We start from the raw sequence: 14760 nt of genomic DNA on the forward strand, positions 1-14760 counted from the left end.
GTCGCTGTCTGCGACAGCACGCCTTGAGCGCATGCCATCGAAATTCGGGCGATGTGGTCGAGCGCCTGCGCACCGTCCCGCTCCAGTTGCCGTTGGGGGGTGCACGGCGCTTTCTGGAAGGGCGGGTGGAACGGCCCGCCCTTCCAGGAGGAGCGCACCATGGCGCAACCGGTAAGTCGGCCGACGGTCAGCGCTGAGCAGTTCAGCCGAGTGTGTGACGAGATCAGGAGCACGGCGGCGCCCGAGACGGACGCCCAGTCCATCCGGGACTCCGCACTGCGCATCCTGCAGACCCTGGGCCTGGCGCTCTCCACGGATGACCCGAGCAGGCTCCTCGCCGGACTCATGGCCCCTATGGTGACCCCACATCCGGAGAGCCCTCGGTACACGCGAGAGGCCATCCTGGACATGCCTGACGAACAGCCAGGAGAAGATGAAGGCCCGGTCAGGTAGACCGGGCCGACACGCCTGACGACATCCTCCGAGGGCGCCTGACCGTCACCGCTCAATCTTCCCTACGTTCTTCTCCGGGCGCGCGCACAGGGGGTTCAGGTGGCGTTCACCGATGGGATCGGATCGGTGTCCGGGGCGGGTGCGGTGAGGACGGTTCGCAGGGCTGCCCGGACTTCGGTGCGGAGCCACGTGTGGGCGGGGTCGGTGTCGTAGCGGTGGTGCCAGGCGACGATGACCGGTACGGGGGGAAGATCGAGGGGCAGCGCTCGGGCGCACAGTCGCAGGCTGGTCCAGGCCGGTCGGCACACCTGTTCGGCGACCGCGGTGACCATGGTGGTGCGGGCGGCGAGTTCGAGTGCTGCCGCGGTGGTGGGCAGAGCGGCGCGGACGCGTCGGTGCAGGCCGAGGTCGGCGAGGGCGTCGTCGATGGGGCCGGTGAGCCGACCGCGGCGGGAGACGGTGACGTGTTCGGCTTCGGCGAAGCGCCGCGGTGTGAGGGGGCCGGTGGCCAGCGGGTGGTCCGCGCGCATCACGGTCACCATCCGGTCGGTACCGATGTGCCAGGCGGCGATCTCGGGCCGTTGGGGCGTCGTGGCCCCGACCTCCAGATCGGTCTGTCCGCGTGCGAGGTGGGTGACGTCGGCGGAGGGTTCGGACAGGAATTTGAGCGAGACGTTCGGCGCGGTGTCGGCGACGGCGGCGATCAGGAGCGGGGCCAGTGCCGAGACGAGCGCGTCGTGGCACCGCAGGGTGAAGCTGCGTTCGAGTGTGTTGAGGTCGAGTGTGGTCACCGGGGTGAGCACCGCGGTGGCGCGCCTGACCAGGTCCCGGGTCTCTTCACGCAGCGCGAGTGCGTGCGGGGTCGGGGTCATGGTGCGGCCGGTGCGCACGAGGATGTCGTCGCCGGTGGCCTTGCGGATGCGGGCCAGGGTGCGGCTCATGGCCGGCGGCGACAGGTGCAGCCGTTCGGCGGCGGCCGCGACGCTGTTCTCCTCCAGCAGGGCGTCCAGGGCTACCAGCAGGTTCAGATCCACATGCACCACGGTAACGGATGACCTTACAAGAGTGCACTGGCAATCATGTGAAGGCGCTCGTAGCGTTGGCGGCGTCCGGGACCGGCGAGTCCCAGATCCCCCTCTGAAAGGGCTGCATCATGACCGTTCGCACCGCCGCTGACGATGCCTTCGCGCCTCAGGTCGCCTCGTCCCCCTCGGCCGAGGACCGCGCGCTGCTCGCCGCCGTGGTCGAGATCGCGGCCGATGCGGGCCGTGCCCTGGAGGCGAGATACTCGACCGCCGCCCGCCCCGCCGGACGTGACGACATGTTCAAGGCCGGCACGGCCGACGGACAGGTCTCGCTCGGCATCCTGCGCCCGGCCCTGACCGCGCTGCGCCCCGGGGCGCGCTGGCTGACCGACGAGTACGAGACCACCGAACTGCCGCCGGGCGAATGGTGGGTGGTCGACGAGGTCGAAGGGAACGTCAACCACATGCACGGACTGCCCGAGTGGGCGGTCACCGTGGCGCTGGTGCGCGACGGGCAGACGGTGCTGGCCGTGGTGCGCCAGCCCGTCGGCGACCTGACCTACACCGCGCTGCGTGGCGCGGGCGCCCGGCTCAACGGCACCGCGCTGAAGGTTTCGGCGAAGACCGGCCTGGATGCCGCGATCGTGGTGACCGGGCAGGCCGAAGCCGACCAGGAGGGCACCTACCGCCGCATCGGGCAGTCGATCACGGCGATGCTCGACAACGCCCTGCTGGTGCGCGCCGCCGTGCCCTCCACCTTCCCGATGCTGCTGGTGGCCGCCGGGCACAACGACGTGTTCTGGCAGTACGAGCCGGTCCTGCCTGGCGTGGCGGCCGGCGCGCTGATGATCACCGAGGCCGGCGGGGTCGTCACCCGGATCGACGGAACGCCGTGGAGCCCGGGCGCGGACACCGTGGTGGCCACCGCTCCGGCGCTGCACGCCGCGGCCGTCCAGGTCCTGACGACGGTCGCCTGACCGGGCGTACGGCCACCGGACACCACCGAGAACCCGAACATGAGGAACCCGTCATGAACGTGACCATCCTGGCCGCCTCCGGCGCCGTCGGGCTCGCGCTGACCCGCCAGGCGCTGGAGCGCGGGTATACCGTCACCGCCGTCGCTCGCACCCCGGCGCGGATCGCCGTGCCCGACTCGCCGCGGCTGACCCGGCTGGCCGCCGACGTACGCGATCCGGCCGGCATCGCGGAGGCGCTGGACGGCAGCGAGATCGTGCTCTCGGGCCTGGGCGTGGCCAAGGGGGACAAGCCCGGCGCGCTCACGGCCGGTTCCCGCGCGGTGCTGGCGGCGCACCCGGTCCGGATCGTCTGGCTCGGCGCCTACGGCACGGGCCCGTCCGCGCAGGCCGCCGGCTTCGCCACCCGCACCCTGCTCAAGGCGATGGGCGCGGAACTGGCCGACAAGGTCGGCGCCGACGCCGCCGTGCTGGAGGGCGGAGGCACCGTCTTCCACTCCGGTCCGTTCGCGAACGGACCGGTGAGCCCGAGTCGCCGTACCGTCGGACTGGACGAGACACCCAAGCGGTTCTTCCCGGCCCGCATCAGCCGGGAGACGGTCGCCGCCGCCATGCTCGACGAGGCCCGGACCCCGCGCTTTCCCGGACGGGTCGCTGTCCCCCTCGGGAACTGATCCCCGCCCCGACGACGGACGGCGGCCCGGGCCGCCGTTACGGCCCGGGCCGGCGTCCACACACTCCCGAGACACCGCTCCGGAACAGGTCAGCGCCAGCCGAGTTCGGGCGCGACGTGGGTGAGGATGCTCTCCAGCACGTGGACGTTGTAGTCGACCCCGAGCAGGTTCGGGATGGTCAGCAGCAGGGTGTCGGCGGCCTGGATCGCCTCGTCGTCCTGCAACAGCTTCACCAGCTTGTCGGGCTCCGCGGCGTAGGAGCGCCCGAAGACCGACCAGGTCGTGTCGTCGAGCATGCCGACGTGGTCCTCGGAGTTACGGTCGCGGCCGAAGTAGGCCCGATCGAGGTCGTCGGTCAGAGCGAAGATACTGCGGGCGACCGACACCCGGGGCTGCCTGCGGTGTCCTGCCTTCCCATAGGCCTCCCGGTACGCGTCGATCTGCTTGCGCTGCTGAACATGCAGCGGCTCACCCGTCTCGTCTTCCTTCAGGGTCGAGCTCTGCAGGTTCATGCCCAGCTCGGCGGCCCAGACAGCGGTCGCGTTCGACGCGGAGCCCCACCAGATCCGGTCCCGCAGCCCTTCGGAGTGCGGTTCGATCCGCAGCAGCCCGGGCGGGTTGGAGAACATCGGCCGCGGGTTGGGCCGGGCAAAGCCCTCGCCGCCGAGGACCTTGAGGAACGCTTCGGTATGGCGGCGGGCCATGTCGGCGTCCGTCTCGCCCGGCGCAGGGCTGTAGCCGAACAGGCGCCAGCCGTCGATCACCTGTTCCGGTGAGCCACGGCTGATGCCCAGTTGCAACCGGCCGGCCGAGATCAGGTCGGCGGCGCCCGAGTCCTCGGCCATGTACAGCGGGTTCTCGTAACGCATGTCGATCACGCCGGTGCCGATCTCGATCGTCGAGGTCCGCGCGCCGATCGCTGCGAGCAAGGGGAACGGGCTGGCCGCCTGCCGGGCGAAATGGTGCACGCGGAAGTACGCGCCGTCCACTCCCAGCTCCTCGGCCGCGACCGCCAGGTCGATCGACTGGAGCAGGACGTCCGCGGCCGACCGCGCCTGGGAATGTTCGTTGGGTGACCAGTGCCCGAAGGAGAGAAATCCGATTTTCTTCACAATGTGTCCAGGGTTGGAAGCCGTGTCTGATACCCGGGTTCGGGAGAACCTTCAGGCTCTTGCGGTCGGCCGTGGCTGATAGCCGGCCGGGACGCCATGGAGGTCTGCATTGGTGTCCGAGACTTTCCCTGACTCGATCGTGCCGTTGAGGATGTCGGCATCAGTTCCTCGATGTCGGTGTGGGCCGGAGAGGGACCACCGACCAGTCGGATGTTGTGGCGAAAGAGGCTGCCGATGCGGATGGGTGCCTCCTCGGTGGCCGTGCCGGGCGGGCTCGTGGGAGTGTCAGCTGGCCTGGGCCGTCGGCATGATGAAGACCTGCGGAAGGTTGACCCGCAGCGGCCGGGAGGCGATGAAGCCGACTATCTGCGCGATGTCGTCGGACTGGAGCCAGTCGACGGTCTCCTTCGATCCCTCCAGCCACGCGCTGGCGCCGGCGTCCGTGACGTGGTCCTGCAGCTCCGTGCCCACGATCCCGGGCTCGATCGCGGAGACCCGCACCTTCTTCGGGCCCAGCTCGACCCGGAGGTGCTTGGAGAGGTGCGAGACGAACGCCTTGGTGCCGGCGTAGACGGCGAAGGTCGGGTACAGGTTGTGCGCGGCGCTCGACGAAGTGTTGATCAGATCGGCGACACCACGCTCACCGGCGGCCCGTACCAGCTGCGGGGTGAAGGCGCCGATGACGTTCATCAGCCCGGAGATGTTCAGGTCGATCTGGCGCTGCCACTGGTCCACGCGCAGTTCTTCGACGGGTGCGGGCAACATGACTCCGGCGTTGTTGAGAAGCAGGTCCGCGGCGCCCAGCTCCGCCTGCACACGGTCGGCCGCGGCCCGCACCGCGACGGCGTCGGTCACGTCGACGGCGATCGCCACAGCGGCACCGCCGTTCTTGCCGATGCGCGCAACCAGATCGTCCAGCCGGTCCGCGCGCCGCGCCAGCACGGCGACCTTCGCACCCAGTGACGCCAGGTGCTCGGCGGACGCCTCGCCGATGCCGCTGGACGCGCCGGTGATCACGGCCACCCGACCGTGCAAGGCCGTGGCCGAGTTCGTGGCAGAGGTCTCGATGGTCATGAGATGACACCTTCCGGAAGATCAGTGAATGCGGGAGCGGGAACGGGAGCGTGCCTGTGACGTGCGCCGTCTTGGCCCGATGCATCCAGAAGACCACCGTGAGACCGGCCCACACCGCCCGGAGATGGCCCTGGGCAGACAGGTACCGGCAGGGCCACCCAGCGCGGAGCGCCCCGCGTGCGCGCACGCCAGACTGGGTGTATGGACCGCAGCAGCGAGATCGCCGACTTCCTGCGCACCCGCCGCGCGCGGATCAGCCCCGAGTCGGCCGGGCTGCCCGCCGACGGGCGCTCCCGACGCGTCCCCGGCCTTCGCCGAGAGGAAGCCGCCCGCCTCGCGGGCGTGAGCACCGAGTACTACACCCGGCTGGAACAGGGCAGGGCCACAAACCCCTCCCCCGAGGTCGTGGACGCCCTGGCCCGTGCCCTGCGCCTGGACGCCGCCGAGCACCAGCACCTCACCGACCTCTTCGCCCGCCAAGGCGGACGGCGGGCGCCGGTGGCCCCACAGCGGGTCCGCCAGGGCCTGCACCTGATGCTGCAGACCCTGGAGCACGTGCCCGCCTACATCCTCGGCCGACGCACCGATGTCCTGGCCTCCAACCACCTGGCCCGCGCCATCCTCACCGACTTCGAAGCACTGCCCGTCCCCCGACGCAACCTCGCCCGCTACTACCTCCTCGACCCCCAGGCCCGCGAGCGCACCGTCGACTGGGAGCGGATCGCCTGCGAGACCGTGGCCATGCTGCGCCTGGAAGCAGGCCACTGCCCCCAAGACCGCCGGCTCGCCGACCTGATCGGCGAGCTGACCCTCAACTCCCCCGAGTTCAGCACGTGGTGGAACGACCACCGCGTGCTGCGCCGTACCCACGGGGCCATGCACTACTGGCACCCGATCGTCGGCGACCTGCACTTCTCCTATGAGTCTCTGCTGCTCCCCGGCGACGAGAACCAGACACTGTGCGTCTACATACCCGACCCGGGCTCCCCCACCGCCGAATCCCTGGGCATCCTCAACAGCTGGAACGCATCACCCACTCCCGACACCCCCCTGCACCCCCGCCCGGCCGACCCCAGCGAAGCGGCAGCCCCTCCCGGAGCCTGAGCAGATCGGGACTCCCCGATCGAGCGCGACACTGCCGGGCAGTTCGGGCAGCGTCGTCGGGGAGGGTCTCCGGGCGCAGTAAGTTCAAGGAAGCGAAGGGCCATTGGGGTACAGGTGCCTGCGGTGGTGAGGGTCTGTCCGGAGGAGCGGAAGATCGGCCCGCGTTCCGTGGGGACCAGGGTGTAGGCCTGGGGGATCTACCGGACGTGCCGAGCCGGGTCGGTCGAAGTAGGCCGGCACGTCAGCGGCGCGCTGCTTCAGTGTTCTGCGGAGTCGACTCAGTTCGGGCAGTCCGGCCGGGACGCCGTGGCTGATCGTCTTGATGACGGCGGCGAGTTCGGTCTTGCCGACGCGGCGGTCGGGTTGCCAGTAGGCGGACACGATGAGCTGGTAGGCACCCCAGGTCGCCTCTACCGCGGTGTGCCCATGGGCAGTGAATACGCAGGCGAGCACGGCGTGTTGGCGGTCGGTGAGCAGGCCGACATCGGTGCGCAGCACTCCGCGGATGCCGTAGAGCGGCTCACCGACCCGGCTGCAATGCCCGCAGGTGTCTTGCGGGACGCGTTGGCGGCATCGGTCCAGCGCATCGCCGGCCAGGGGGACAACATGAAACGAATCCATCACCGCGACTGCGTCGGGGACTTCGTCAGCTGCGGCGGTCTTCAAGCCGGTGAAGCCGTCCATGACCACGCTCAGCTGGCCAGGGCGGCCGACGCCGGACGGGTGGGCCAGCGGCCAGTTGGCCACTGCGGCTGGAACGCAAACCACGGGGCACGTCAATCTGCCACCCAAACCTGCGGCAGATCCTTACGTAACCACGGAACGGCATCCCACCGGGACTCTGCCCACCGGCCTACTCGCCCGGCGGAACTCGAACGAAGCCCTCGATCCAATCGTCCTCATCGAGCTCGCAGGCGTCGAAGTAGAAGCACTCCGGTTCATCACGGAAGCCTGGTAGCAGTCGAGCCTGACGCATACGCTCTTCGACCCGTTCGAGGGTTGAGTAGATACCGAGCAGCTTTACGTCGTCGCCGTCCTCCTCGTCGCAGAACACGCCGCTCTCATCCACGTGCACTGTCGAGCCGTCGTCGCCAGCTTCGTTCTGGTGGCCGACATGCCACAGCGGATACACGATCACGGACGCGAAGCTAACAGCACGCGAGTTCGTGGAGCCGGCGACTTTCGGCGCCCCTCACCTCCTGGGACCTCACGAACACGAACCGGGCATCACACGACTTCGCCGAGGCCCTGAGGGGACGAGGCTGCCGCGCTTGATGCCGGCCGGCCGTACCGCGGTGGCCGGTGGCCGCTGGCCGGTACGCCGGCGGACAGTGCGCGCAGGAGTGCCGTGCTCGTGAACGGGCATGCAGTCGCGCCGCGACCCCGGCGTCGCGCCGGCCGTACCGGTAGCGCGTTTCGCCGGGGTCGCGGGCTACGCCCGTGATGTCACGCCATGTCGACCATTCCGGACGCCCAGTCGTCCAGGAGCCTGGAGGGGTCCAGGACGACGGGCAGTTCGGTCAGGCCCCGGAAGGCGGGGAAGGGCACGGTGAGCCACTTGGCCTCGTCCGCCGGCAGGGCCAGGGAGAGTTGCGGGAAGCGGCGGAAGAGCGAGGCCAGGGCGATCTGCATCTCCATCCTCGCCAGCGGTGCGCCGAGGCAGAAGTGCGGCCCCGTACCGAAGGCCAGATGTTTGCTCTGTACGCCCGGCCGGGTGATGTCGAAGGTGTCGGGGTTCTCGAACGCGGCGGCGTCCCGGTTGGCCGAGGTGACCGCGATCTGTACCAGCGACCCCTTGGGAATGAGCGTCCCCGCGATGGTGATGTCCTCGAGGGCGTGGCGGAAGGTCGCGTTCTCGACGGACCCCTCGAAGCGGATGATCTCCTCGATCGCGTTCGGGAGGAGGTCGGGCGAGTCGATCACCTGCCTGAGCTGCTCGGGATGGGTGAGCAGCGTGTAGACGGCGTTGCCGATGAGGTAGGCGGTCGTCTTGTGGCCCGCGAACAGCAGCACCCACAGCGTGGACAGCAACTCACCGTCCGTCAGCGACTCCTGCTCGTCCTGCGTCTGGATGAGGACGCTGAGCAAGTCGTCCTCGGGGGCCTGGCGCTTACGGGCGATCAGGACCTCGAAGTACTCCCGGAGCGTGTTCTCCGCCTCGGCCAGACGATCCTTGTCCTTCTTGCTGAAACCGGTGCGCGCGACGACACTGCACCACTGCTGGACCTCCTGCCGCTCCTCCTCGGGGACGCCGATGAGCTCGCAGATCACTTGCAGGGGCAGCGGGAACGCGAAGGCCGACAGCAGGTCGACGGGCTGCAGAGTGGAGCAGTTGTCGAGCAGCGTGTCGGTGAGTTCCTGGATCCGTGGGCGCAGCGCCTCGATACGGCGGGGCACGAAGGCACGACTGATGATCCGGCGCAGCCGCGTGTGCTTCGGCGGGTCGGCGAACAGCATGTTGTCGTCCAGGGCGATGGAGGAGTCGCCGAAGATGGACCGGTAGGCGTCGATGGCCGCGTACATGTCCTTGCTGATCCTGGGGTCGGCAAGGGCGGCCTTCGCGTCCTCGAACCGGGTGATCAGGTACGAGTGCACACCATGGGGCGGGGTGATGCGGCAGACCGGCGCGTTCTCCCGCAGGTGCCGGTAGACGGGGTGCGGGTTGGCCCGGTACTCCGGGCAACCACGGGATGCCGCGTCCACCGCCCGGGCTGTCTCGTCCGCGATCTCCTGCTCCTGCATCTGAGTCATCGACGGCCCTTCTTCTCTTCCCACGGTGGCACAGGTCGGCTGCAAGCGTGGAATGCATTGACGCCACTCGCAAAAGGAAAACGCGATTCACCCTGACGCGGACCCACATCGTCGGCGCGGTACGGAAACGGGAAAGCAGAGTATGCCGTCCGGGGGAAGGCTCGATTGCCGACCCCGGGTGCCTGTGACAGGTTCGGATCCAGGGCCGCCATGAATGCGAATCGCTGCCCGAACTACCGCTGGGTCACTGGAGGAGGACGGGCCGTGGACACGCGCGACAAAGAAATGGTGCCGGTATTGATCGTGGGTGGTTCGCTTGTCGGACTGTCCGCGTCGGTGTTTCTGGGAAGGCTGGGCGTCAGCCATATGGTCGCCGAACGCCGGGCCGCCACATCCGAACATCCCCGGGGCCGGGGGAACAACATGCGGACGATGGAGCTGTTCCGCACCGCCGGGCTGGAACCGGACATCAGAAAGGCCGCCGCCGTCCTGTCCGGCAATCACGGCATCATGCAGACGGACAAGCTGTCGGGCGGTGAGAGCAGATGGCTCTCGGCCCGTCTCACCGGCGCGGCCCCCGAGACGAACGTGTGCTCCACCCGGCGGTGCGCGTGCAGCCAGAACGACCTGGAGCCGGTCCTGCTGGCCCACGCCCGTGCACTGGGCGGGGACGTGCGCTTCGGTACCGAGTTGATCTCCTTCACCGAGGACCGGGACGGCGTGACGTGCGAACTGCGCGAGCGGGAGAGCGGCCGGACGCACTCGATGCGCACCGCCTACCTCCTGGCGGCCGACGGGCCGCGCAGCCCCGTGCGCGAGCGGCTGGGCATCGGGCAGAGCGGCGGGGGCGACCTGTTCCACAACGTCAGCGTCACCTTCCGCAGCAAGCTCCTCCGTCAGGTGGTCGGGGACAAGCGGTTCCTCGTGTGCTACCTGAACGGAACCGAGGGCGAAGGGGTCCTGCTGCCCGTCGACAACGAGGAGAAGTGGGTCTTCCACGTCCCGTGGTTCCCCGAGCGCGGCCAGACGCTCGAGTCCTTCACCGACACGCGCATCGCCGACCACATCAGGGCCGCCGCCGGCGTACGGGACCTGGACGTCGAGGTCACGGGACGCGCCCCGTGGCACGCGGCGGACCGGGTCGCCGACCGCTATCGGCAGGGACGCGTCTTCCTCATCGGTGACTCGGCCCACGAGATGCCCCCCACCGGCGCCTTCGGATCCAACACGGGCATCCAGGACGCGCACAACCTCGCCTGGAAGATCACGGCCGTACTGGGCGGCTGGGCTGGAGAGGGCCTGCTGGACACCTATGAGAACGAACGACGCCCGGTCGCCCTGGCCACGAGTGCCCGGGCCATCGAGCAGGCCGCACGCGAGCAGCACCCCGGTTACAGCGCCGCACAGGGTGCGGGCCAGAGCACGGACCTGATGACCGTGTCCCTCGGTTACCGCTATGTCTCCACGGCCGTGTGCGGCGCCGACACCGACGCGCCGACCATCCCGCAGGAGCTTCGCCTGCAGGCGGACCCCGGCACCCGGGCCCCGCACATGACCGTCGTGCACAACGGGGACACCAAGTCGACCATTGACCTGTACGAGCGGTCCTTCGTCCTCCTCTGCGGCCTTGCGGACGGGCCATGGCCGTCGGCCGCCCACGCCGCGGCGGCCAGGCTCGGCGTCCCCCTGGTGTCCTACCGTGCCGGAGCCGGCCCGGACTTCGACGTCGACACCTCGCCCGCCCTGGCCGCCGGTGCCGAGGACTGGGCCGCCACGCACGGCGTCACTCCGCAGGGCGCGGTGCTCGTGCGCCCCGACGGAATGGTCGCCTGGCGCACCGGCGACCTCCCCGCGAACCCCGAGGACGAGCTGACGCACGTTCTGCAGGGCCTCCTCAGCCGCTGATCCCGCTCTCCGACGCCCCCGAACCGTTCCAGCACAGGGAGCCCCTCCATGCCTCAAGCCGCCGAGACCACCGCCGCGCAGGCTCCGGGTGACATAGGCCTGCGCACCGCGCTGAGCGCCGACGCCGCCCGGCACGAACGAGTAGATGTCCACCACCACTACACCGCCCCCGAATGGGTGCAGTGGGCCGAGAAGAACGGGATCGCGGACCGTGACGGGCTGCCGCCGTGGACCCGATGGGACGAGGCCGCCGCCCTGGACCTGATGGATCTGACCGGCACGCGCACCAGCATCCTCACCGTCGCCATGCTGGGACGCTTCCAGGACGCGGCGACACGCAAGGAGAGCACGCGTGTCGCCCTCGAGGCCGCGGGCGACCTGACCGCCCGACACTCCGGCCGCTTCGCCTTCTTCACACCCCTCTTCCTCGACGACGCCGAACTCTCTCGCTGGTCCGTCGCCCAGGGGATGGACCAGCTCGGCGCGGTGGGCGTCAGCGCGCGCACCAGCACGGGCAGCACCTATCTGGGCGACCCCGGGCTCGATCCGATCATGGCGGAACTCGACGAGCGCTCCGCTGTGATCAGCACGCACCCCATGCAGGTGAACACCTCCGGCGCCCCCGAGGGTGTACCGCCGTTCGTGTGCGACTTCCTCATGGACACGACCCGCGCCGCACTGAGCCTGATCATGAACGGCACTCTGGACCGTTTCCCGCGGCTCACGTTCATCCTCCCGCACGGCGGCGGGTACCTCCCCTACATCGCGAGCCGGATCGAGGTCTTCGGGCGCCAGCTCGTCCCCGCCGTCGATCCCGGCCGCGTCCGCGACTACCTGCACCGCTTCTACTACGACACGGCCGCGCCCATGTCGCCGTCGGCCACCCCCACTCTGCTGGCCGTGGCGGGCTCCTCCCGCATCCTCTACGGAAGCGACTGGCCGCCGACCCCCACCCGGGTGGTCGCCGATGTGACAACTCCCGCCCTGGACAGGGATCCCGCCCTCGGCGACCAGGAGCGCGCTCACATCAACCGCGAGAACGCCCTGCGTCTGCTGCCCACCCTCGCACGGGCCTGAGCACGCCCGGGGGAGCCGTCCTCCTACCGCGTGTGTGAGTGCCCCGGAGGCTCCCTGCTCGCTCGGACGGACGTCGGCCGTGCGGCTCATCTCACCGAGCCGCACGGCCGACGCGCGAACGGCCGGCAGGTAGCCCGAGCCCGCGCCCACACCGAGGAATACGGCGACGAACGCGTCGTACCGAACATCCCTCCGGTCGGGCGTGCAGGTTCACATCGCCGGCAGCGTGCCGGCGTTCTCGGAGTATCAGCGGTGGCAGCCCGATCCGGCCGTACCTAGGCTCGCTAGCGGAAACGAGTTCGCGGGAAGGACACAGAATGCCTCAGGTAGACGAGGGCGAGATCCGCGTCAGCGCAATCGATACGGCGGATCAGCCCCGAACGCTCCGGAGTTCTCTGCGGTCGGCGGTCAGGGAAACCATGCTGCTGCCGGTGTTCCTGGTCCTCACCACCATGATGATGGCACTGTGGCTCATGGGTATGCCCTTCATGCAGGCCTTGACCATTTCGACCGCGATGAAGATTTCGATGGTCCTGTTCGAAGCGCGTCGGCGGCCTCGCACGTCGAAGGTCTGACGCCCGGCGCCCCTCTCCGTTCCGTCATCCTGCGGCCAGGACGCCTGTCCCTCGGGGGGCGCACTTCTCCGGTCCCCGCCCGGTGTCAGGCCCCGCGCCCCACCTTCTCGTCGGCCCCACTCTCCCCGAGGCCCGGCGGCATCGCCGCCGCGAGGTCGTCGCGTCCGGGATGCGCCCGGCGCTCCCGCAGGTCGGCCATCGCCAGGACCAGGGCGACGAGGATGATCGCCGTGGCGGTGAGCAGCCCGAGCTGAAGGGCTGTCGTGGAGTGGCCGTGGTCGGCGACATGGGCGAAATAGACAGAGCCGACCACGGCGATACCGGTGGCCGAGCCGATGCGCTGGCCGGTCTGCAGTACCCCACCCGCCGCACCGGCACGTCGCACCGGCACGAGCGTGAGCGTGAGGGTCGTGTTGGGTGAGACCGTGAGTCCGGACCCGATTCCGCCAATGACCAGCGGCAGCGCCATGGCCCAGCCCACACCGTCCCCGGGCACCAGCTGAACGGCGACGACGACACCGAGCAGCCCCAGAGCCACCCCGCTCAGGCCGATGACAACCAGGGTGCGGCCGTAGCGCATCACCAGCCGGCCCCCTACGGCCGCGCCGACCGCCGAGGCGGCCGCGAACGGCAGGATCGTCACACCCGCGGCGAGCGCGCTGTATCCCGCGGTGTTCTGCAGGAACAGCGACAGGACGAAGAAGATGGTGGTCAGCCCGGCGAAGAACATGAGGCTGATGAGAGCGCCGAGCGTGAAGGAGCGCAGGGAGAAAAGCCCGAGGTCGACCAACGGTGCCTTCCCCAGGCGTCCCTGGGTCTTCTCCCACACCCAGAAGGCTCCGAGCAGTAGTGCGGCCACCGGAATCAGCAGCCACTTGGCCCGGCCCGGCCACTGCTGCTCCTGCACCAGGGGCAGCAGCAGAGCGAGTACGCCCGAACCGAGCAGCAGTACGCCGAACGGGTCGAACTTCTCCCGTCTGTCGTTCGGCACGGGGAGACGGGGCAGCAGTCGGTTCCCCGCGACGAGGGCAGCCACCCCGATCGGCACGTTGACGAAGAACACCCAGCGCCACCCGTCGGCCGTGCCGAACGCGTGGATCAGCAGTCCGCCCGCCAGCGGGCCCACCGCGGTGGACACGGCGACGACGCTGCCGTGGAAGCCGAACGCCCGGGCCCGTTCGGCGCCCTGGAACATCTGCTGGATCAGCCCCGAGGTCTGCGGTGCGACCACACCGGCGGCCGCACCCTGGATCAGCCGGCACACCACCAGCCAGGTGGGGCCGGTGGCGAGGCCGCACGCCACGGATGCGGCCGTGAACACGGCGAGGCCGAACAACAGCGCCTGGCGGCGGCCCCGCACGTCACCCAGTCGTCCCGCCGGTGCCAGCGCGAGCCCGAAGGCGAGTGCGTACCCGGACACCACCCAGGACTGGGTGGCTGCGGAGGCACCGAGCCCGCGCTCCATGGAAGGCAGCGCCACGTTCACGATCGAGACGTCGAGCAGCGAGATGAATCCCGCGGTCAGACAGACCGCGAGCGCTTTCCACCGCCGGTCGTCGAGACCGGGCCGAGCCGTTTCTGTGGTCATGTGATCACGCTATGCAGCCGAGACCGGTCGCACCAGCCGGGGAAAGGGCGCAAGGGCAGCCCGGCAGGGGTCGTGACCTTCGGCTCGGCGCGGATCCGTAAGGCGAACAGGGTGTGCGGGGGCGATCCTCCGGGGCGACCTTGCCGCCGGGGTGCTCCAGCCACCGGGGCGGTCAGGACCCCGCACGGCCCCCGGAATCAGTTGGACTGCCGTCCGCCGCCCCCTACGCCCTGGCCGCGCTGCGGGACACGGCGCACGCGCGGCAGGAAGCCCTCAACGCGCTGGCGAGGGGTGGTCTGCCGCAAATCAAAGCCGGAGAACTCGTCAGCGCCCCGGCCACACCGACGGCGGGGGCTACCACCCCCGACCGGTACGGCGAAGCGGCACGCCATCTCCCCCATCACCGAGTGATCGCCCTCGGGCAACCGGGGGCTTGAGTGAGTGTCAG

12 protein-coding genes and 1 pseudogene are annotated in these 14760 nt (G+C 69.9%); 6 read left to right on the forward strand and 7 right to left on the reverse strand.

What is annotated here, in order from left to right:
- Positions 1–548 precede the first annotated feature (548 nt).
- Entirely contained in the window at positions 549–1487 is a 939-nt protein-coding gene (locus ACZ4N4_RS28415; protein ID WP_467593832.1) for a LysR family transcriptional regulator, read from the reverse strand.
- A gap of 119 nt (positions 1488–1606) precedes the next feature.
- Between ACZ4N4_RS28415 and ACZ4N4_RS28420 the strand changes: the two genes are divergently transcribed.
- Positions 1607–2455: an inositol monophosphatase family protein gene (locus ACZ4N4_RS28420; protein ID WP_467593835.1), complete on the forward strand. Its 849-nt coding sequence runs from the start codon at positions 1607–1609 to the stop codon at positions 2453–2455.
- Positions 2456–2508: 53 nt separating this feature from the next.
- Positions 2509–3126, forward strand: coding sequence for an NAD(P)-dependent oxidoreductase (locus ACZ4N4_RS28425; protein ID WP_467593838.1), 618 nt, complete (start codon positions 2509–2511; stop codon positions 3124–3126).
- 89 nt (positions 3127–3215) lie between these two features.
- Here ACZ4N4_RS28425 and ACZ4N4_RS28430 read toward each other — a convergent pair whose 3' ends face one another.
- Positions 3216–4238 carry an LLM class flavin-dependent oxidoreductase gene (locus ACZ4N4_RS28430; protein WP_467593841.1) on the reverse strand — a complete coding sequence of 341 codons (1023 nt, stop codon included), beginning with the start codon at positions 4236–4238 and terminating at the stop codon, positions 3216–3218.
- A gap of 285 nt (positions 4239–4523) precedes the next feature.
- Positions 4524–5312, reverse strand: coding sequence for an SDR family oxidoreductase (locus ACZ4N4_RS28435; RefSeq protein WP_467593844.1), 789 nt, complete (start codon positions 5310–5312; stop codon positions 4524–4526).
- A 201-nt stretch (positions 5313–5513) separates the two neighbouring features.
- On the opposite strand from ACZ4N4_RS28435, the gene ACZ4N4_RS28440 reads away from it, so the two are divergent.
- Positions 5514–6416: a helix-turn-helix transcriptional regulator gene (locus tag ACZ4N4_RS28440; protein WP_467593847.1), complete on the forward strand. Its 903-nt coding sequence runs from the start codon at positions 5514–5516 to the stop codon at positions 6414–6416.
- Positions 6417–6623: 207 nt separating this feature from the next.
- On the opposite strand, the pseudogene ACZ4N4_RS28445 reads toward ACZ4N4_RS28440, so the two are convergent.
- The 3 genes and pseudogenes from ACZ4N4_RS28445 to ACZ4N4_RS28455 all read right to left on the reverse strand — a co-directional run.
- Positions 6624–7106, reverse strand: a pseudogene (locus ACZ4N4_RS28445) (ISL3 family transposase); the annotation flags it as partial.
- Positions 7107–7269: 163 nt separating this feature from the next.
- Positions 7270–7554, reverse strand: a complete 285-nt coding sequence (locus ACZ4N4_RS28450; RefSeq protein ID WP_467593850.1) for a DUF7336 domain-containing protein — start codon at positions 7552–7554, stop codon at positions 7270–7272.
- A 308-nt stretch (positions 7555–7862) separates the two neighbouring features.
- Entirely contained in the window at positions 7863–9167 is a 1305-nt protein-coding gene (locus ACZ4N4_RS28455; RefSeq protein ID WP_467593853.1) for a cytochrome P450 family protein, read from the reverse strand.
- 285 nt (positions 9168–9452) lie between these two features.
- Between ACZ4N4_RS28455 and ACZ4N4_RS28460 the strand changes: the two genes are divergently transcribed.
- From ACZ4N4_RS28460 to ACZ4N4_RS28470, 3 genes are all read left to right on the forward strand, one after another.
- The gene (locus ACZ4N4_RS28460) at positions 9453–11072 is read left to right on the forward strand and encodes an FAD-dependent oxidoreductase (RefSeq protein WP_467594335.1); all 1620 of its coding nucleotides are present in this window, start codon (positions 9453–9455) and stop codon (positions 11070–11072) included.
- A 48-nt stretch (positions 11073–11120) separates the two neighbouring features.
- The gene (locus tag ACZ4N4_RS28465) at positions 11121–12149 is read left to right on the forward strand and encodes an amidohydrolase family protein (protein ID WP_467593856.1); all 1029 of its coding nucleotides are present in this window, start codon (positions 11121–11123) and stop codon (positions 12147–12149) included.
- Between the two features lie 317 nt (positions 12150–12466).
- Positions 12467–12724, forward strand: a complete 258-nt coding sequence (locus ACZ4N4_RS28470) for a hypothetical protein (protein WP_467593859.1) — start codon at positions 12467–12469, stop codon at positions 12722–12724.
- 85 nt (positions 12725–12809) lie between these two features.
- Here the strand turns inward: ACZ4N4_RS28470 and ACZ4N4_RS28475 are convergent, their stop codons facing one another.
- Entirely contained in the window at positions 12810–14312 is a 1503-nt protein-coding gene (locus ACZ4N4_RS28475; protein WP_467593862.1) for an MFS transporter, read from the reverse strand.
- Positions 14313–14760 lie beyond the last annotated feature (448 nt).

It is taken from the genome of Streptomyces sp. NPDC026538 (assembly GCF_055567535.1).